The sequence below is a fragment of the Bacillus sp. VA15 genome (genome assembly GCF_055721145.1).
On sequence record NZ_JBVQPQ010000002.1, the window covers coordinates 670,640 to 688,841 of the forward strand.

Here is an 18,202-nt window from a genome sequence, read left to right on the forward strand (position 1 = left end):
AATAAAAACCCCTTCATACGAAGCGGTTTGTCTATACTTTATCTAAAATAAAAAACGATTGCCCGCCAGCCAGAGCCGCGGTCATGACGCGATCCCCCGGCTCGAGTGCATCTTCTCCTCCGGACTGCATTCGTTTTGGGATGATGATGGCGTCAGCCGGTATGATCAGTTTGCTGTTTTCTTTTAATTTGATTTCAACTGGAGAAACCGAAACCACCTCAGCCGGCAGCAGCTCCACCGGAGACTCAGCGTCAACTGCGCCAACGGCCAAATGTTTAATAGCCTCACTCAATCTCATCAGGAAACTCCTTCCGGCATCGTATTCTTTTCGACAACATCAATGGTCATCATATGTTTCGTTCCTTTAAACTCGTGCCGGTCCGTATCCACCCAGTAGGTTTTCTTGATCCCGGCCTCCGGTATGGAAATATAGACAGGCAAACCGCTTTGCACTTCTGGGATGCCGACTGCCTGAATATTTTTCAGTTCTTTTTTCACGCCCTTTTTTTCAGCAAGGCGCACATCTGCCCGCTGCTGAAGCTGTGCCTGGTTGATGTCATCAGTGACCGTTTCCGTATATTGAAGCACACCGTATTTGTTTACGCCTGAACTGTCCTTGGCAGAGGCTTTATACGTCTTATTGTCCTTCTGCCGGCGGAGCACCACCCGTGTGGCAGTGTCGTTTATAGAAGTGCTGAATTGGTAGCCCGTGATGTTGACGCCTGTTTCCAGCACCCATACCTCTGACGGATCTGGCCAAGCGCGCAGACCGAGCTTTCCTTTTTCCGAATACAGCTGATAATGTCGTCCCGTCTGGCTTTTCGTCTGTTTCAACGCTTTTAGTATGATGTCATACAGGGTCGTATCATTTTTAATGACTAGGCTTTTAATCGTATGGCCTGTGTTCGCAATCGAGGTTGTCGGTATTTGAAAATCATTGGCGATCCTTTTGATCATTTGATCAGCGCGCTGATTGGAAAACACGTACACATCCTGATTTTTGACCAGGTACTGAAGCATATCGTATGCGCTGAAAGCAAGCGTATGCTCGTCCGGGGTTCTTGCAAAAACAATGCCCCGAAAAAGCTCTTTTCCCTTCCACTTAAATAAGACCGTATCTCCTTCTGTGACGCTGTAATACGTCTGGTCGCCCTGTTTGATGACGATGGTCGCTTCAATGGAGCGCGGCGCCTGATAACGGTGGCCTTCCAGCGATACGCTTTCTGCAACCAGCTCAAGCCACTCTGTGTCTTTAATGACGAACAGTTCAATCATCATACATCACCTGTTTCATTGCGGTATCTTTAATTTTTGGCCGGGAAAAATCCAGTGGCCCGGCTGCCTGATATTTCGTTTGCTTCGTTTAATCATTGCTGTTTTATTGGCGTTCCAAATTTTGCGCCATTGCGTGCTGTTCCCGTAAAACCTGCCGGCAATGTCCCACAGCGTGTCTCCCTTTTTCACTGTGTAAGTTTTCGGAGAAGCCTTCGACGGGCGTTTTGCCTTTGTTTTTTTCTTCTGCTTGATTTTTCGGGGGGAAGCGGTTTTGTATTCTTTTAGTACAATATCAAAATCCCTATCTCCTATCTCATTGTCTCCTTCACTGTATTTAAGGCTTTCAATGCTGCATGTCATATTGATTTTTGTTCCCGTAATTAAAAATTGGACAGGTTTTTTAGCTTTCATCCATTTTTCAATTTTCGCAATGGCATTTTCCGGAGACGGGAGATTTTGATATTCAGCTATCGGCGTATACTTTTTTGGAAAAAAAGAAGAAAATGAAATTTCTTTCGCTCCGGGTTCTTCAATAAACGTTAGTTCACCAAGTCCTGTTATCTTTACTGAGTCATTTTGTACACTATTCGCTATGTCAATCGCTTCAGGAAGAATAGGGAATCGCAGCTTTTCTTTTCCCTGTGATATCCAAAATTCATAGACAGACTTAGTCAAAAGCCACGACCCCCTTTGATCCGGTGTTAATGTCTTTTTGTAATTCATCAAGTAATGCCTGCTTGATTTTTGCTACTAGGCTGTCAGCATCCTGTTCATTATGGAAATGCTGATCGCCGTTAAACTCAATCTTAATTTTTTTCGTTCCGACTGTGTGTATCGTCTGCCGGGTTCCAGAGGTAACGGCTGAAACTTGTCCTGAAGAAAGCTCAGACTGCTGGGATTGAGATGGATCTGTCACTTCCATACCAAGAGCTTGCGCCGCTTTCTGAAGGAGGTAGCGGCCGCGTATGCCCCGCTCCTCCGGAATGATCCATTCCCGCTTGTTTCCTTCACCGACACGGGCAATTTGTTCTTTTGTAATCAGCCCGCCGTTGGCATAACCGACATAGGGACCGCCATGATTCAAGCTTTTAATCCCCGGCACATTGTTGATTGACCCATATCTGCTTTTAATGTAGCCGATCGCAGCAGCTGCGTTGTGAATCGGGTTTTTAATGTTACCCATACCTGGTGCTTTATGATCATTAAAGGTGCTTGGGATTGTCTGCATGAGCCCTTGTGACGGATGCCCCGCTTTTGCGTTGCTGTCCCACAGGTTGATTGCGTTCGGGTTGCCTCCGGATTCATGCTGTGCAATTGTCATTAGTCCCGGAAGCCAGCTCATCGGTGTCTTTGTGGCCATGAGAGCGGCCATAATCCACTGTTTCACATTCCCGCTCATAGCGCCTATCCCTGAATAAGCAGCAGCTAGTGATCCAGCTTGTTTTTCAGCATATTTCTTTACATCTACTGATCCAAGACCTTTGACAACACCGATTGAAGCAAAACGCCCCAGGCTCATCATGACGCGGGAAGGTGAATGGATATCTAATTCCTCACGAAAAGCCTGTTCCACTCTCTTCGCCATATCCTTTGCAGCTTGTTTTACTTCACTGGATTTAGAATTCATGCCTGTCACAAAGTTTCCGACCATGCCTGAACCCCAGCTGTTGGATGTGTCTTTTGAACGCAGGAACGGTTTGTCAACATGTGTGCTGACATACTGTGCTGTCCCTGTTTGAGTTGAGTTTTGCCCTTGTGCAAAGCCTTTGACCGTTCCTGTGCCCCATGAGGACGATTTGTTCACAGTAGCTTGGAACGGCGTTTTAACTTTGGATTGCAAAAAGCCATCTGTTCCGGTTGCAGTGCCGTTTTGACCCTTGGCATAGCCGCTCACCATTTGTTTTCCGTAATTTGGTGAAGAAGAGATCATTTGTGTAAATGGCGTATTGATGTTTTTCTTTTTCCAATCTTCCATTTTGACTGGCTGATTGCTGATGCCTTTACCAAAGCCTTCTGAAAATTGCTGTCCGAGTGTGGACGCTTGGCCTGTAAGATTTGCAGTGTCCATTGATGGAGAGGCTGATCCTGCTAACGGACTGGAAGCGGCTCCTCCTGCTGAAACAGATGATACCGGATTTCCACCAGAAGACGAGGCGGCTCCCATGTCGTCTACGACTTGCATACCCAGCTTAGACGCCGCTTGTGAAAGAAGCATCTTCCCCCGGCCTCGGTTGTTATCAACCGGGATAACGAATTCCTTGCCGGCTTCACCGATCCAAGAGATGGTTGGTTTGGTGATGTAGCCGCCTGTGGCATTTTTATCCGGATCCTTACCTTTATTCGGATCTCCGCCGCCGGTTACAAAATTAATCACTTTACTAGCTACGCCGCCAGCTTTATCCCAAATTTGCTTCACCCAGCCGAACGCTTTAGAAAAAGCATCTGAAATGGCTTCTCCAACCTTTGTAAGAGGTTCTTGAATATTCTTTTTAAACCAGCCGCTCAGACCCTTCCAAATGTTCTTAACGGTGTCTATAGCTTTTTTGAAAGCGTCAGAAATTCCCTTGCCTACATCTAAGACTGTATTTTTCACCGGGTTCCAGACTGTATCCATGAACCATCCCGATACCGTACTGAACACACTCTTAATTTTAGTCCAAGCGCCGGTCATTTTATCCCATATTGTGGTTGCCGCTCCGATAACAGCCGATTTGACTGGTCCCCACACATTGCTCATAAACCATGAAGCAACTGTACTGAACACATTTTTAATCGTCGTCCATGCGTTTACAATTTTAGACCATATGGCTGTAGCCACACCAACAACCGCGGATGACACCGGTGTCCAAACATTGTCCATAAACCATGTTGATACGGTACTGAAAATTGTTTGTATCGTTGTCCATGCGTTTACGATGTTTGACCATATACTTGTAGCCACTCCCATAACCGCGGATGACACTGGTGTCCAAACATTGTCCGTAAACCATGTTGATACAGTTCCCCAAGTACCCTGAATGGCTGACCAGGCATTTTGCGCACCCTCTGTAATGCTGTTCCATGTATCATTTAGAGCGCCGGCATCAATTGCCTTCCCTAAACTTTCACCACCGAAAGTGCCGGCAATTCCTCCTACAACACCACCAATAGCGGTTCCGACTCCCGGCACAACGCTTCCAATAGCCGCTCCGGCAGCTGCTCCTGCTAACCCTCCGCCGGCTGAACCTACCTTTTCACCGGCATTATCCTTATTGATTCCGGCTAAGTCAGTAAGAGACAAAATTTCTCCTAATCCCGGTATTCCCTTTGCAGCTCCTTTTAAGCCCTTCAGTCCGCCCTTCAAACCTTTTGATTCTCCCAATGTTTTCAGAAGGCCTGAAAAACCTTTGCCTGATCCGCCTTTAGCTGCTTTTGCCGATTTAGGCGTATTCATAGGATTTGATTTATTGCCTTTGTTTGATGAACCATTTCTATTTTTGACTTTTTTGCTTTTGCCTGTACTGATTCCGGCACAGCAGCATCCGCAAGCCCCGCCCCATTTGCCGCCTGACTTCTTCGATTTAGAACCTGACGCTTTTTGATTCATAGAAGGTTTTTTAGTGCGGTTTGAGTTGTTAGAAATAGAGTTCTTTGTATTGGCTTTTGAGGCTTTTTGTTTGCCTTTGCTTCCGCTGGATTTGCCGCCAAGCAGTCCTCCAATATCCAGATTCCCTAGCTTTTCAGCAATGCCTTTTATAATCTTTTCAAAAAACTCTCCCACTTTTTCAATAATTTTATCAGGGCTGAATTTCTCAAATTTTTTCGCGATTTTTGAGATAATATTATCAAAAAACTTTTCCGCTTTATTGGCGATTTTATCTGGGTTCAGGAAATTGAATTTTTCTGAGATTTTGTCAACAATATTTGTTACAAAGTCTTCTGCTTTAGTGATAATCGCGTCCGGACTAAATTTGCTCACGACATCGTCCACTTTTTTCATAAAGGATTCTGTAAACTTGTCTAGTTCGTTAAAAATGGTTTCCGGGCTAAATTTGCTTACAATATCATCTACTTTTTTCATAAAGGACTCTGTAAATTTGTCCAGCTGCTTAAAAATGGCCTCAGGACTGAATTTACTTGCAATTTCGTCTACTTTTTTCATAAATGAGCCTGTGAATTTGTCCAGCTGCTTAAAAATAGCTTCAGGACTGAATTTACTTGCAATTTCGTCTACTTTCTTCATAAATGAACCTGTAAACTTGTCCAGCTGTTTTAGAAGCGTCTCCGGACTGAACTTCGTAGCGATTGCGTCCACCTTACTCATGAACGATGTTGTAAACTTATCCAGCTGTGCCAGAATCGTTTCTGGGCTGAACTTTGTCGCAATTGCATCCACCTTGCTCATGAACGATGTTGTAAATTTATCCAGCTGTGCCAGAATCGTTTCTGGGCTGAACTTTGTCGCAATTGCATCCACCTTGCTCATGAACGATGTTGTAAACTTATCCAGCTGTGCCAAAATCGTTTCTGGACTGAACTTTGTCGCAATTGCATCCACCTTGCTCATGAACGATGTTGTAAACTTATCCAGCTGTGCCAAAATCGTTTCTGGACTGAACTTTGTCGCAATTGCATCCACCTTACTCATAAATGATGTTGTGAATTTGTCCAGCTCTGTCAGGATTGTTTCCGGGCTGAATTTTGTGGCGATCTCATCCACCTTACTCATAAATGATGTTGTGAACTTGTCCAGCTCTGTCAGGATTGTTTCCGGGCTGAATTTTGTGGCGATCTCATCCACCTTATTCATGAACGATGTTGTAAATTTATCCAGCTCTGTCAAGATTGTTTCCGGGCTGAATTTTGTGGCGATCTCATCCAGCTTACTCATAAATGATGTTGTGAACTTGTCCAGCTCTGTCAGGATTGTTTCCGGGCTGAATTTTGTGGCGATCTCATCCACTTTTTCCATGAATGATGCAGCAAATTTGTCCAGTGCTGTCAAAATCGTTTCTGGATCAAACATGCTTGCAATATCACCTGTATTTCCTCCAGCTGAAGGGGTTGCTTTATCGGGTGAACCTGAGCTTCTTATGCTGTCAATTCTTTTCTGCAATGAATCTAGCTTATCTGACACCTTGTCATTAATAGCCAGCTCCAATTTATTGTCTGTTCCTGTTAAGGCATCAATACCGGCTGAAATGCGACCGACTGTTTTCATGACGTGATCAATCACGCGTATTGTAACAGAGTAACCATTTTTAAGTGCGGTTTCCATATAACGCTTTATTTTTTGCACAGCCGGCGAAACTTGATCTTCTGCACTCAACGTGATCGTAAAACCTTTAAAACCTGCAACGAGCTCTCTTAATCGTTCAAATCTTTCTGTTGCTTGATCACTAGCGCCGATTTTAATAGATACGGATGCCGGCAATCCCTGCAATTGAGTTTGAACCTGCTGAATGACAGTGCTGGCGTTATCCTCAGCTGAGATGGAAATCATTTGAGAACCAAGCTTTTTCTTTAGAGATTTTTGTATGCGGTCAATAGTTCTTAATATAGTTTTACTATCTTTTCTTATATCGATAGCGCTTTTTCGCTGCGCCATTTTTCTATATTTTTCAAGCGCTCTAAATCCATTTTGTATCTTTCTTAATTTTTTGCTTACACGGTCTTCCATATCAAATCTTGCTGTCAGCTTTGCCAATTACGATGCCCCTCCCTTCTTTGCTTGTTTTTCAAGGAGATCCAGCTTATAGCCGATCAGTCCATACAAAAGCGCCTTAAAGTTTCTGGGCGCTTCATACAGTTTTAATAAATCTGATGGAGAATAATGAAGCTCGTGCATCGCATAGTAGAGGTACACGGCTTCTTTATGCCCATCCTTGATTAGTTTTTTACTTCTTCTTCCAGATCCTCTAATTCATCTTCGAAGCCATTAATCTCAATCGCTTTGTTTAACCAGTTCGCGTATTCGCCTCCAACTGAGAGGACGCGTTTCGCAACTTCTACCGGGTCGGCCGTTTTGTAAGCTTCTCGAAGCTCTTTTGAACGGAAGTCAGGGTAAACGGTTGATTCAACTGCGATTCGGGCATAAAAGCGCTGGCTGTCTAAATCTTTTACACGGCCTCTGCCTTTGACATTTTTATACGTTGTTGTTTCTTTCTCTAATTCATCAATGCGCTCCGTCGTGATCGCTTTAAAAATAAATGGCACGATGTTCCCTTTTTTATCAACAAAACGCTTTGAGATTGGCACTTTGATTTCCTCAGCTTCAATTGTTTTTCCCGGCATAAAAAAGGAAAGATCATATACGTTTTCGTTCTTCTCGCTCATGTAAAAAACTCCCTTATCTCTTTTAATAGATTTCATCATGTAAAAAACAGACCTTTCTGAGAAAGGTCTGCGTATGGCTGGTTCAGCTTTGATTAAAACGTGTCAGAAAGTTTTTCAGGCACGTCGAAGTCTTCGAAGGTAAATGGAACTTCTTCCTCTAGCGCTTCTGAATCGACATCAAGGCTTGCGATTTTGGCAGAGTCAAAGTTGACGTCGTACAGCGTGACTCGCTCTGTGCCTCGTCCGGAGGACTTATCATCCAGCACAGCTTGCAGCGTAAAGTAAGGATCACTGCCTTTTTTGACATAGTCCATCATCAGAATCACGAATTTTGATGTGACTTTATAAAACGTTGCTGTTCCAGTTCCGTTTGCCCCTGTTGTTTTATGGCCTGTCATGCGGCGGCCCATAATGTTTACTTCAGACTTGTTTTTCTCCACATTTGCTTCAAATGTTTTGATGTGCGCCATTTCTTCACCATCGAGAAATAAGCGGCCTTCTTTTCCTGAGATTGTGTTCTGTGCTTTTAATGCCATATTAGTTTACCTCCACATTAAAGTAGAATTTTTCTGCTGCGTCGACAGGCTGTACAGCCAGGTCAATCAAGAAGCCGTCACGGTCTTCATTCATTGAAATTGTGATATCTTCATCAGAATCAAAGCCAGTGATGCCGCCAGCATCCTGAAGAGTTGTCATATATTGCGTGATCATCGTTTTCACATATTGAAGTCCGTCTTCAGACGCCGGAATATCGCTTCCGCTGCCTTTTCTTGATTTAATTAAGGCTTTCAGTTCGCGTGTTAAATCATTATTCACAGCGTCCAGGACACGGACGATTTTGTTTTTCGCAAATTTTTTGTTTTTCTCAGCTGTGAACGTAACGAGTGAGTTAATGTCCTTTTCTACGCTGACAGATTTATCGCGGGCGTCGAATGTGAATAAAAATTCGCCTTTGCCCAGGCGTTCAACAATCGTATCGTGGTCAAGGCGGTGTAACACATCAACCGCGCCTTCGTACTCTACAAATGTAAGTGATTGATTAAAGGTTGCTCCTGCACTCGCTCCAGCTACCCAAGCCGTTGCTTTGTCTGGCGTAACTTCCGTGCCATCTTCCAGCAGCACACCTTCTGTTACGTTGATGATGCCTTCATAGTCACCTGCATAATTGGCTGTGACCCCTTGCACTTTTTGTCCTTGGCCGTCGCGAAGACGCTTAATGAAAGCAGCAAATGTCGCCTTCAGCTGATCACCTTCCGCAACAGGCAGCACAATCACATCAAAGTTCTCCGTTTCAGCCGCGGCTAAGAAATCTGTATAGTCGGAGTTGACAGGAGCTTTATCCGTACCGCCGGATAAACGGATTCCTGCAGATGCATTCAATGTCTCAGCTGAAGTGTCTCCTTCTGATCCAGTGAGCGGAATCGTCGAAGAAAGATCGCCTGTTCCAGTAAAGGTGACATAGCCGTTAGCTGTTAATTCTTCAGCCTTTTTGACGGTTTGTTTATCAACCTCTGATTCATCCATATACGTTGTTACATCAAAAGAAGCAGCATCCAGCACATTTGGATTAATGCGGATGATAATGTCATTTCCTTTTGTTCCGCCATATACCGCAGTGGCTTTGACGCCTTCAGCAATATCAGCAGACGCTCGGACACCTTCGGTTAGACGGTACATCAATACCGTTTTCGCATTTTTCTTTGCTTCACGCAAAAGCAATAAAGATGGATCATCAATGCTGAGGCCCACTTTTTTGTTGAGATCCTCAACGCTGGAAATGGAGACGAACGTTTTCGCTTCGCCCCAGCTTGATGCAACCGGAAGTGCGACTGTCCCCCGTTCACCGAGTGACACCCGCTCCTGCGCTGTCGTTTTAAAGTTAAAATAAATGCCTGCACGTTCTTTTTCTTTGCCTGTTGTAAATGTTCCGCCATTCATGATGACATGACCTCCTTGGTTAGAAATGTTTGAATCAATTGACTGGCTTCTGATTTCGTCATACGTGTTTGATCCACGCCAAATAAAGCCCCCTGAAGGATATCCGGCTTAACGCCAAACAGCTCCTTCGCGTGCTTAATCAAATCCGCTGTATCAAAAAGAGCTTCCCGGCTCTCCGTATGTACAGCCTTCTTCTGTTGTTTGTTCTTTGCCACCGCTTATTTCACCCCGCTGTTCATGTCGATATCCTGTAAGACAGGCTGTTCTGTTTTGTGATAATAATATCGGCTGCTCCACCTGATCACCATGACCGCCTCGCCCCTGTCTCCTACCCTTGTCTCAATTCGGGTAACGCGAACCATATCCCCCGTCTTCTCACCGGATTCACTGAGCAGCGGAACCATATTTCTCGCTTCTCTGATGGCATCCGCGAGCCTGTCCGCTTCATCCAGCGCCTGAACGGAGTCATGATGAAACAGCTTCACATTGAGACTGTAGGTTTTTTTAAATGTGGAGACCGTATCTGTTTCCTCGAAAACAGATGGCGATGGGACGTATAACGACGGCACCTGAAATTGATCAGGCAGCTCACGTTCATAAATGGGAACAGACCACCGGCTGTACAAAAACGCCATGATCGATCCTGTTTCGCTGTTCATCCTGCTCCTCCTTTACAGCTTCTTCAGCCAATGGCGCAATTTGCTTTCCAGCGATTTTTCAAACAGCTGTTCATATAAAAGCAGCGCATGATCCCAGTAGCTCGTGCCCGGGATCCATTTTCTCTTGAGCGCCATTCCCGTTGAAGCCGCGGGATTATAAATAAACCGCGAGCCTTGGAAATGCCCCGGCACCCATCTCACATCTTGTTTTGACGTCCAATGGCCGTCATTAAGAAATGAGGCGTAATCAAGCTGTGTACCCACCTCAAGCGATAGCCCGCCGCTTTGCACAATCCAGAGATTGTCTTCGGCGCCTTTCTCGAACGAGCTGAGCAGTTTTTCTGTATCAATCGTTTGTGTGCTGATGAGTTCAGATTGGACGATCTCCAGAAAATCTTGCCCGCACTCCTCAAGCCACCGGGATGCCTGACGTGAAAAGCCGCCTGATGTCGTTTTTTTTAATGACGTGTTTAGCTGTTTCAGTCCCGCTATTTTCATAGGCTTTCATCCCTGACCGCGATGACTTCCCAATGATGATGTCTGATCTTTTTCGGCAGCTTTAGTATATATTTATGATTCTCCCAAATGATTTTATCGTTCACGCGGATGTCCGCTGACAACGGAAAATGGACGAGAAAGCTGTGATATACAGTTTGATCCGGCTCCTCCTGGGTCAGCTGCTGCGTTTTTTCAGAAAAATAGCAAGGGACACCTTGTTCATCGGGTGTGTCCGGATATGAAATCACCGGCTGCAGCTTGTCTGCCGGAATCCCGAATCGGCCTGCAGACGGCGCTTGCGCCGCTTCATGATAAATGTCGCAGCGGTGAATGAGCATCTGCTGATAACTCATAAAGACCTCACCTTCAGTCTGGAAGATTCAGGGACGTAGCCCGGTATGATAAACTCTTCGAGCAAATGATACACCTCTGGCCGCTGAATGCCGCCTTCTCCAGAAATCGTGTACGAATAATCCCCCATTTTTTCAGACTGATAGCTTGATGATGCTGATTCATCGCTATTTACAAGCGCAAAATACTGGGCAAGCTTCAGCAAAGCCAATTTCGCCTTGTTGGGCAGCGGGTCATAAACGCTGTCTTCAAAGCAGTGGCCCGTGATGAGAGCCGCTTCCGCTTCCGCCTCAATGATATCCTGCGCCAGCAATTCTTCCGGCCTGTTTTTCACCCGAGCATAGACCGAATAGGAGGCTACGTCAGATGGTTCAATGAGCATGAGCTGACCACCTCGTTTCTATTATTCTTTTACGTTAATTAATTTCGCACAGGCATCCTCTTCTTCGAACTTGCTGTCCAGCTTGGCCGTTAAGACAATAATGAATTTACGGGAGCGGATGTCTTTGTCGACTTCAATTCGGATATTGCGGGAGAAGCCGAGAATGATATTTTTCGGATGTGTGAGAATGATATCAGAAGCGTCATATTGCGCATCCCCCTCACCGACTGTGTACGGCTGAATATTGGATACCCCTTTAACCGGTACGCCGAATGCTGTTGATAAACCACCCTGAACAGCCAGGTCCCCAAGGTTTGTCTGGCGGTCTGCCACACGGTCCTTCCATTCAACTTCTAAGCCGTGAGACGTATAGAATCTGAATTCTTGAGGAATACGCAAATATTTCGGCGGAACAGCCTTTAAGCCTTTCTTGAATGTCGCTCTGGACAGTTCTTCACCGTTCATGTCAACGATGTGGGACACCGCTTGTTTGCGGATGCCGTCCAGCTGTGCCAGATACGGATCAGCTGATGCTGTATCGCCGTTTACAATCAGCTCTTCAATATCAACGGCTGCGCGCTCTGCTAAAATTTGCATGATCGTCTGCTGTAGGCCGTCTTTTTCAATATTGTTTTCGAGTGTGTCATACGTAATGTTGATTTCCGCAATGACTTCTTTCGTGTTCAGCTGGACAGTGCTTGTCGTTGGAACTGTCAGCTCGTCGTTTGATAGTGCTTTTCCTTCTTGAGCAGCCCGCAGAATACGCTGGCCGAACCCGATTTTCTCAAATTTTTGCGAGTCATTTTCCATTTGAATCACGCGGGATTCACTAAAAATGGTCGGCGTGTTTTGCACCATGCGGATAAAAGCCGATGCTTGCGCAGGATTCATAAGCCCCCCGCTTTTTAAAGCAGAAAGCGACATTTCCGCTTTCCGAATGATCTCTTGATTTCTCAATTGATTTCCTCCTCTTTGACTGGTTTACAGCAGTCCGCTCCAGATTGATTTTTTAACTTGCTCTGTATTGCCGCCCGCATCGTCCGCTGTCTGCTTAGACGCGCCTCGCGCTTTTTCCAAAGCCTCGATTCGTTCAATCAGCGGGGCGAGCAGGTCCTCAACGAGCTTTTTCAGACGCTCGTCATCACCCGTCTGCTCCGGCTTTTCCTCCGTGTCTGTGTTTTTTTCAATCCGCTCAAGCCGTTTGAGCAGAGGGTAAAGCGCATGCTCGAATGATTCTTTCATGTCTTCTTTTCTCATTTCTTCAGTCTCCTTCCCTGTTTTGTCAGCCAGCATCTGCTTGAACACACTGAAAAATCCCGCCTTTTCAACCGGTTCTTCCTCATACACATCAGCAGTGCCCGCCATGCTGTAGCCGGTGATGATTCCAGCCTTAATCTGTTCCCACACCTCGTCAGACGCTCTCGTCACGAGCACCCACGAACCCTTTGCAATCTGCTTTGACCCGATCATAAAATCATCGGGCGCCACATATGACTCGACCACGACGCCGGTTCCGCCCTCAAAGCTGTGATTGATATCAATCTCCCGTGCCTCCGCGAGAAAGCCGTGCGCCGCTTTTTCAATTTCCTCAGCGGTCATAAAATCGCCGTGGGCATCAGGAACATCAGGCTCATACACGATTCCGTACACGAGCTTTTGTTCATCCTGCTCACTTTTTGTAAACAGCCGAACCTTTTTTTCAAATGACGGAGGTCCGGCTGACTTCGTAAAGAAAAATTCTGTCTGGTTAGCCGCCTTGTCCACATAGCTGACAAAGCTGATTTTGGCATTTCTTAATTCCCGCGCCACCTGCTTGATTCACCTCCCTTCAGGACGTTTTGATGTCTTCGATGCTTTCTTTCAGCTCCTGCATGAGCGCAGTCAGGTTTGTCTTTTCCGCATCCTGTCCTGCAGGCCGTTTATAAATTTCCTCAGGCCACTCCTCCAGCGTTTTTCCAAGCACCCGTCCGGCAAGGTCGCGTAAATCATTCGGCGAGACCGCTCCGGCTGTAATAAAAGGACCGAGCACTTTCGCAATCTCAAGCGGATCACGAAAGTCCGGTCCTTTTAATGTCAGCCTGACATCATGAATATTCAGCTCCGGCAAAAGCAGCGTGTTCAGTTTATTCACGAGCGTTTTTCGCTCCGGCTGAAAGACCTGCTCCTCCGTAATTTTTCTAGCCGTATCAGCTGTCGCCCGGTTGTATTCCTGAGCCTCGCCTGTATACAGCGGCGGGAGGCGGAACGCCGAGCGCAGCTTATTTCTGCTTTTTTCATCATATTCAAGAAACAAGGCGTCATTTTGCAGAATTTCCGCCAAGGATTTGATTTCCACGGACACTGGCGTAATATCCTCGCCTCCATGGAGATCCTTCTCTTTTGCGATTCCTTCCGCTTCAATCAGAAGAAATTTATGCGCGTTTTCCACGCCTTCAAGATCATTCATATACTCTTGCAGCTCTCGGTAAGAAGTTTCCGACAGCATCCCGTTTTCCACTGTGATTGCAGCGGGTACGTGACGGCCCTGCTTAAAATACATAAAATTGAGCTCTTCCGCTTTTCGGGCTCCGTATAAGTTGACGATATTGCCGACCCAGCGGGGCACGCCGTACACGCCGCTTCCGATTTTGAGGTGAATGGCTTCATTCGCTTGATGCTTTTCTGCTAATGTGTTTACATATTCACCCGTGCGCATGTCCATTTTTCGCGGATCGCCGTATTCCTTGAAAAATACTTTCTTTCCATTGATCATCTGCACATATTTTCGGAAGCGTTTTTGCCTTTTGATCCTTTTCATTTTCCCGTTTTCTTCATATACAAATGAGACCTCAACAGGTTCACCGGCTCCGCATACACGCATATTTTTCACATCTAAATATTCAATGCCGGCCGGTTTTCTCATCCCGTCGCGAAGCACTTCCATAAAACCGTTGCCTGTTTTTTCTCTGTCTTCGATGGCATAACCTAAAATCATTTCGGCTGATTCGTCAAAGTGAAGACATTTATAGAAGGCTTCAAGTCTGGCCCATTCTTTTTCCGCTCTTTTCTTTTTCGTCTGATCAACGTCACTTGCGTTAACATCAAACGTGTACTCAACATCGAATCCAAAACCCGTAATATTCACTCTGTACGCATCAATGCATTGCTGAAGAATCGTCGAATATTCAGCAATGGTCTTAAGCTCGATGATGTTGTAGGGCGGTGCGATAATATCCTCTCCGTACAGCTCAGAAAAGTCATCTTCATAGATTTGCTTTGTCTGAGGAACGGCGGCATTGGCTTTGAACACAGTCGCTCTGACTGTTTGATTGTGCATCATTTATGACCTCCTCCTTTCCCGGTTGGGCCGGATTCGTTTGTGTGCTGTCTCTTTCATATCAGCAACCTCATAGTCATCTAGCGCATACCAAATGGCAGAAAGCGTATGCGGGTCAATCGTAAATTCATCCTCTATCAGCGCGCCGTTTTTATCTTTAGCATACGTTAGCGTCTTGAGCTCATAGATGACATTTTCACAGCGGTCCGAACAGAAGATTTTTTTGAATCGTTTCACCTTTTTGGTGTATTGAAGTCTGGAGCCGGGAAACTTTCTGGCTCCGACCATCCGAAAACCCTGCTGGCGGAAATATTGGATGCTTTTCGGCTCAGCAGAGTCGGCTTTGATCAATTCCTGTGTGTCAATAAACTCACGAAGCTCCTCAGCCGTCCTGTCATCTGTCATTTTGTTTTGATAATACTCCCAATAAATGTAGAGGTATTTTTTTTCAGGGTCGACAGCGAGCCGGACGACGGCATTGTAGGATTCCTCGAATCCAAAATCCATGCCTGTGCGAAATATCGGCTTGCTGATGGCTGCGATGCGTTCTTTTACTTGGCCATGCGGGAGCACCTCGAACTGCGGCAGCACTCTGATCCCGTTGACGCCGAATCGTCCTTTACGGGCAATCCGGTACAGGTCGGGATCATACGCCTTGAGCCCGTCGAGCTGTTTCACATAGCTTTTCGGGAGAAAGAGGTTGTCATTCGCTGTGGAATGATGATAATACGTATCTCCCTTAACAATCGTCCGCTTTTCGTAAAGTTCGCTGTCATCAAGCACAAACCGTTTATTGCGTTCATCCCGAAAAAAATGCCGGTACGTCCAATTGGAGGTGCCGACGGGATTAGTGGTGCAGATCATATGAAGCTTCAGCTCAGGGTGGCGAAGACGTCCGATTAATTCCTTAAAGCCTTCATACTTCACCTCTGAGCACTCTTCAATCCATATTAATGAAATGTTATGAACTGACTTCAATTTTGCCGGATTGTCCATTCCTTTGAACATGATCCGGCTGCCGTTTTGAAACCGCAGCTGCAGCGGGGAAGAAAGGGACGCCACAGCTTTTGTGAGGCCGAGCTCTTCAATCACCTCTTGAAACAAGGCAAAGGTCGAATCCCGATGGGTATCGAACACCTCGCGGATGACAAGGGCCGTCCGTTTTTCCTTCAACAGCTTTAACACGATTTTCAATGCGGTATGATAGCTTTTGGATGAGCCGTAGCCGCCGACGAGAAACTGGTACGTCTGCTCCCAATTGAACACATAATCTTCGAAATGAGGGTTGATTTCTTTTACAATCATGGCTTGGACTCTTTTCGTTTGATCATGATTTCAATCGGCTCTTGGCTGTCATCTGTTTTCTCCGCTTTTTGTTTGGCAAGCTTTAATTTCTCGTTTTCAATTTTTTGTTTAAATTGATCCGGAAACAAATCAAAATATAAGGACAGCTTCTCAAGCGCCTTCATTTTATCGGCGAGCTTGATGGCGATGCCCTCTTTGCCAAGCTTCGCTTCCGTCACAATGGTGCCGTCAACGAGCCCGGAATCTTTGACATCGACAAAGCTGATTTCCTTCATAATCGGGTTATCATCTTCATCAAACAGCGGTCCCGATTTCCCGACAGCCTGGACCTCTTTTTTTCCGAAAGTCACATAGTCCGTAATATCCGCAAAAGCGATCTTGATATAAACCTGCAGCACGTCCATCGCTTCAATAAACATTTCACTGACCATTTCTTTTTTAATGCGTCTGATTTCAGCAGCGACCTTTTCATTCTTTAACAGCCGGCTGCCCGTCACATGGGCGCTGTCCGGAGAATAGCCCGCTTTAATTGCTGACTGTGTGGCATTGAAGCTTTTGACGTAATACAGGCAAAACAGCCGCTGGCGTTCATTTAATTCCTCATTGTCTATCCGGCGCTGTGTTTGTTCGTTTCTGGTTTCAGAAAACAAGGCTTCTTTCCATTTGTCTTGTTTTTTCCAGATGCCGATTGTTTTCGCGGAAACGCCGATTGTGTCCGCGATCGCCCGATTTGTGATCTTTCCTTGATGTTGTTGATAGATTGCTAATGCTTGTTCGCGCTGTTGTGTTTTCATGCTACGGCATCACCGCCACCTCCAGCATGGATGTCTATTCATAAAAGCGGCTGATCGTGCCAGCCGCTTATGTGTCATGCTCTATTCACTTATAGGTGGCAAACGTATGACAAGCTTTCAGGCAAGCGATCGATTCATTTCTTCCTGCTGTCTTTGCATCTTTGCGATTGCCCGTTTGATGGTCGTTTGCACAGTCGATTTTTTCACACCGAGAAGATCAGCGATCCGTTCATAAGAAAAGCACTCTACCTTATGCAGCAAAAACATTTCTTTTTCTCTGTCCGTTAACAGGGATAACGCTTCTTGGATTCTCTCTCTGTCTTCTTCTGATACCTGCCCGTCCGGCTCAACCATCATTGTGCTGGAAAATGATTCGATGATTCTCGGGTCCTTGATCATCAGCCGCTGGTAGGCATCACGCCGGTCAATCGCCCGTCTGATGCCAGGCTGTCTTCCTTTTTCAAGCCATTCTGTTATATATTCAAGATCCGTGATGATATTTCTAATGATCTTTTTATCTTTCAGCTCCTCAGCTGAAAGCACGGATTCATCTGCTTCAGCGAGCGGTTTATATTGTGTTCTTGTTTGTTTTAGCGTGCGTTTATATTCAAATAGTAAGTCTTGCATTCTATGATCCTCCTCATTTTTGGCAATAAAAAACGGACACCAATCAACGCACAAATGCTGTGCAGTTGATCAGTGTCCGCAGGCTTTCCGTCTTGGACGTATTCTGTTTTCGCTTTAATTTAATTTGTAGCCGATTTCAAACTCCACGCGGGCAAGGTCTCCCTTTCTCGTTTCGACGAGCGTTTTTCCATGCTCCGGCGCTTCTGTGATCCATGCTTCTTGCTTGATGCCATCCACAATGATCACACGGATTTTTCCCTCCTCCAGCTGGCTCTCCAGCGTGATAGAATCAATATCTAGCAGTTTTTTAGGATTGATCATGTTTCTTTTCCTCCCTTTCCGGTGCAGCGCTTGTTTTGGCTTTTTCTAATAGCTGAATAATGCGCTCCTTTGAATGAACAGAATTCCCTTTCAGAAAATCAAGAGCTGCTTTAGCCGCTTCCAGCAGTTCAGGTGCAGCCGCCATCAAGGCGGCATTGCTTTTTTGCGAATAAGAGCTGAGGTCAAATACAGCGGCGATCAGCCGGCCGTTTGAATATGGGAATCTTTCTTTTTCTTCTTCACTGTACGCTGAATAAATATAGATCGGTTTCGTATCCCCGCACGGGACAGCACGCCACGGCGCAGGGCTTTTCTCTGCTTGTTTTGTTTTTGCCAACACTTTCACTTCCCGTCATCCTTATACCATTGTTCAATGTTTTTTTCTGTTCGCTTTGCCCGAAACAGCAAAGCAATTAGAGCA

The 18,202-nt window shown here is 45.7% G+C and carries 20 protein-coding genes and 1 pseudogene; all 21 read right to left on the reverse strand.

Translation table 11 applies throughout. The annotated features are described in order from the left end of the window. Positions 1-31 precede the first annotated feature (31 nt). Entirely contained in the window at positions 32-298 is a 267-nt protein-coding gene (locus AC0DBE_RS08345) for a DUF2577 family protein (protein ID WP_472961773.1), read from the reverse strand. Next, the gene (locus AC0DBE_RS08350) at positions 298-1,275 is read right to left on the reverse strand and encodes an XkdQ/YqbQ family protein (protein WP_472961776.1); all 978 of its coding nucleotides are present in this window, start codon (positions 1,273-1,275) and stop codon (positions 298-300) included. The genes AC0DBE_RS08345 and AC0DBE_RS08350 overlap by 1 nt, the downstream gene beginning before the upstream one ends. A gap of 15 nt (positions 1,276-1,290) precedes the next feature. After that, positions 1,291-1,950: a LysM peptidoglycan-binding domain-containing protein gene (locus AC0DBE_RS08355; protein ID WP_461719887.1), complete on the reverse strand. Its 660-nt coding sequence runs from the start codon at positions 1,948-1,950 to the stop codon at positions 1,291-1,293. Continuing rightward, positions 1,943-4,588, reverse strand: a pseudogene (locus AC0DBE_RS08360) (transglycosylase SLT domain-containing protein); the annotation flags it as partial. The pseudogene AC0DBE_RS08360 and the gene AC0DBE_RS08355, both read right to left, overlap by 8 nt. A 2,373-nt stretch (positions 4,589-6,961) precedes the next feature. Beyond that, positions 6,962-7,102 (reverse strand): hypothetical protein, encoded by a 141-nt coding sequence (locus tag AC0DBE_RS08365; RefSeq protein ID WP_080010069.1) that lies wholly within the window; start codon positions 7,100-7,102, stop codon positions 6,962-6,964. Positions 7,103-7,143: 41 nt separating this feature from the next. Then, positions 7,144-7,590, reverse strand: coding sequence for a phage tail assembly chaperone (locus tag AC0DBE_RS08370; protein WP_063335092.1), 447 nt, complete (start codon positions 7,588-7,590; stop codon positions 7,144-7,146). Positions 7,591-7,682: 92 nt separating this feature from the next. After that, on the reverse strand, positions 7,683-8,126 hold the full coding sequence (locus tag AC0DBE_RS08375; protein WP_003220592.1) for a phage tail tube protein: 444 nt from the start codon (positions 8,124-8,126) through the stop codon (positions 7,683-7,685). 1 nt (position 8,127) lies between these two features. Continuing rightward, positions 8,128-9,528: a phage tail sheath family protein gene (locus AC0DBE_RS08380; RefSeq protein WP_003220591.1), complete on the reverse strand. Its 1,401-nt coding sequence runs from the start codon at positions 9,526-9,528 to the stop codon at positions 8,128-8,130. Further along, the gene (locus tag AC0DBE_RS08385; RefSeq protein WP_014113480.1) at positions 9,525-9,743 is read right to left on the reverse strand and encodes a YqzN/YkzM domain-containing protein; all 219 of its coding nucleotides are present in this window, start codon (positions 9,741-9,743) and stop codon (positions 9,525-9,527) included. The genes AC0DBE_RS08380 and AC0DBE_RS08385 overlap by 4 nt, the downstream gene beginning before the upstream one ends. Positions 9,744-9,746: 3 nt before the next feature. Next, a complete protein-coding gene (locus AC0DBE_RS08390) occupies positions 9,747-10,187 on the reverse strand; it encodes a phage tail terminator family protein (RefSeq protein WP_072182454.1) in 441 nt (146 codons plus the stop codon). A 12-nt stretch (positions 10,188-10,199) separates the two neighbouring features. Beyond that, positions 10,200-10,685 (reverse strand): HK97 gp10 family phage protein, encoded by a 486-nt coding sequence (locus AC0DBE_RS08395; RefSeq protein WP_472961781.1) that lies wholly within the window; start codon positions 10,683-10,685, stop codon positions 10,200-10,202. Beyond that, positions 10,682-11,038: a YqbH/XkdH family protein gene (locus AC0DBE_RS08400; protein ID WP_472961783.1), complete on the reverse strand. Its 357-nt coding sequence runs from the start codon at positions 11,036-11,038 to the stop codon at positions 10,682-10,684. Before AC0DBE_RS08400 ends, AC0DBE_RS08395 begins: the two co-directional genes overlap by 4 nt. Then, complete coding sequence (gene yqbG, locus AC0DBE_RS08405) at positions 11,035-11,418, reverse strand: protein YqbG (RefSeq protein ID WP_072182452.1); 384 nt, start codon at positions 11,416-11,418, stop codon at positions 11,035-11,037. Before yqbG ends, AC0DBE_RS08400 begins: the two co-directional genes overlap by 4 nt. Positions 11,419-11,439: 21 nt before the next feature. After that, positions 11,440-12,375 carry a phage major capsid protein gene (locus tag AC0DBE_RS08410; protein ID WP_003220578.1) on the reverse strand — a complete coding sequence of 312 codons (936 nt, stop codon included), beginning with the start codon at positions 12,373-12,375 and terminating at the stop codon, positions 11,440-11,442. Between the two features lie 24 nt (positions 12,376-12,399). Continuing rightward, complete coding sequence (locus tag AC0DBE_RS08415; protein ID WP_014113475.1) at positions 12,400-13,227, reverse strand: XkdF-like putative serine protease domain-containing protein; 828 nt, start codon at positions 13,225-13,227, stop codon at positions 12,400-12,402. Between the two features lie 19 nt (positions 13,228-13,246). Further along, positions 13,247-14,734: a phage portal protein gene (locus tag AC0DBE_RS08420; protein WP_472961950.1), complete on the reverse strand. Its 1,488-nt coding sequence runs from the start codon at positions 14,732-14,734 to the stop codon at positions 13,247-13,249. Between the two features lie 3 nt (positions 14,735-14,737). Beyond that, positions 14,738-16,039: a PBSX family phage terminase large subunit gene (locus tag AC0DBE_RS08425; RefSeq protein WP_268444786.1), complete on the reverse strand. Its 1,302-nt coding sequence runs from the start codon at positions 16,037-16,039 to the stop codon at positions 14,738-14,740. Continuing rightward, positions 16,036-16,833, reverse strand: a complete 798-nt coding sequence (gene xtmA, locus AC0DBE_RS08430; protein WP_087987207.1) for a phage terminase small subunit — start codon at positions 16,831-16,833, stop codon at positions 16,036-16,038. Before xtmA ends, AC0DBE_RS08425 begins: the two co-directional genes overlap by 4 nt. A gap of 117 nt (positions 16,834-16,950) precedes the next feature. After that, the gene (locus AC0DBE_RS08435; protein WP_072566140.1) at positions 16,951-17,460 is read right to left on the reverse strand and encodes a sigma-70 family RNA polymerase sigma factor; all 510 of its coding nucleotides are present in this window, start codon (positions 17,458-17,460) and stop codon (positions 16,951-16,953) included. Positions 17,461-17,574: 114 nt separating this feature from the next. Then, on the reverse strand, positions 17,575-17,781 hold the full coding sequence (locus AC0DBE_RS08440; RefSeq protein WP_061187280.1) for an XtrA/YqaO family protein: 207 nt from the start codon (positions 17,779-17,781) through the stop codon (positions 17,575-17,577). After that, positions 17,768-18,127, reverse strand: coding sequence for a phage portal protein (locus tag AC0DBE_RS08445; protein ID WP_072182447.1), 360 nt, complete (start codon positions 18,125-18,127; stop codon positions 17,768-17,770). The genes AC0DBE_RS08440 and AC0DBE_RS08445 overlap by 14 nt, the downstream gene beginning before the upstream one ends. Positions 18,128-18,202: the final 75 nt, after the last annotated feature.

Excerpts from the sequence above, each read along its gene's own strand:
- AC0DBE_RS08345 (WP_472961773.1), bottom strand. The coding sequence starts at position 298 with ATGAGATTGAGTGAGGCTATTAAACATTTGGCCGTTGGCGCAGTTGAC.
- AC0DBE_RS08350 (WP_472961776.1), bottom strand. The coding sequence starts at position 1,275 with ATGATTGAACTGTTCGTCATTAAAGACACAGAGTGGCTTGAGCTGGTT.
- AC0DBE_RS08365 (WP_080010069.1), bottom strand. The coding sequence starts at position 7,102 with ATGCACGAGCTTCATTATTCTCCATCAGATTTATTAAAACTGTATGAA.
- AC0DBE_RS08370 (WP_063335092.1), bottom strand. The coding sequence starts at position 7,590 with ATGAGCGAGAAGAACGAAAACGTATATGATCTTTCCTTTTTTATGCCG.
- AC0DBE_RS08375 (WP_003220592.1), bottom strand. The coding sequence starts at position 8,126 with ATGGCATTAAAAGCACAGAACACAATCTCAGGAAAAGAAGGCCGCTTA.
- AC0DBE_RS08380 (WP_003220591.1), bottom strand. The coding sequence starts at position 9,528 with ATGAATGGCGGAACATTTACAACAGGCAAAGAAAAAGAACGTGCAGGC.
- AC0DBE_RS08390 (WP_072182454.1), bottom strand. The coding sequence starts at position 10,187 with ATGAACAGCGAAACAGGATCGATCATGGCGTTTTTGTACAGCCGGTGG.
- AC0DBE_RS08395 (WP_472961781.1), bottom strand. The coding sequence starts at position 10,685 with ATGAAAATAGCGGGACTGAAACAGCTAAACACGTCATTAAAAAAAACG.
- AC0DBE_RS08400 (WP_472961783.1), bottom strand. The coding sequence starts at position 11,038 with ATGAGTTATCAGCAGATGCTCATTCACCGCTGCGACATTTATCATGAA.
- yqbG (WP_072182452.1), bottom strand. The coding sequence starts at position 11,418 with ATGCTCATTGAACCATCTGACGTAGCCTCCTATTCGGTCTATGCTCGG.
- AC0DBE_RS08420 (WP_472961950.1), bottom strand. The coding sequence starts at position 14,734 with ATGCACAATCAAACAGTCAGAGCGACTGTGTTCAAAGCCAATGCCGCC.
- AC0DBE_RS08425 (WP_268444786.1), bottom strand. The coding sequence starts at position 16,039 with ATGATTGTAAAAGAAATCAACCCTCATTTCGAAGATTATGTGTTCAAT.
- xtmA (WP_087987207.1), bottom strand. The coding sequence starts at position 16,833 with ATGAAAACACAACAGCGCGAACAAGCATTAGCAATCTATCAACAACAT.
- AC0DBE_RS08435 (WP_072566140.1), bottom strand. The coding sequence starts at position 17,460 with ATGCAAGACTTACTATTTGAATATAAACGCACGCTAAAACAAACAAGA.
- AC0DBE_RS08440 (WP_061187280.1), bottom strand. The coding sequence starts at position 17,781 with ATGATCAATCCTAAAAAACTGCTAGATATTGATTCTATCACGCTGGAG.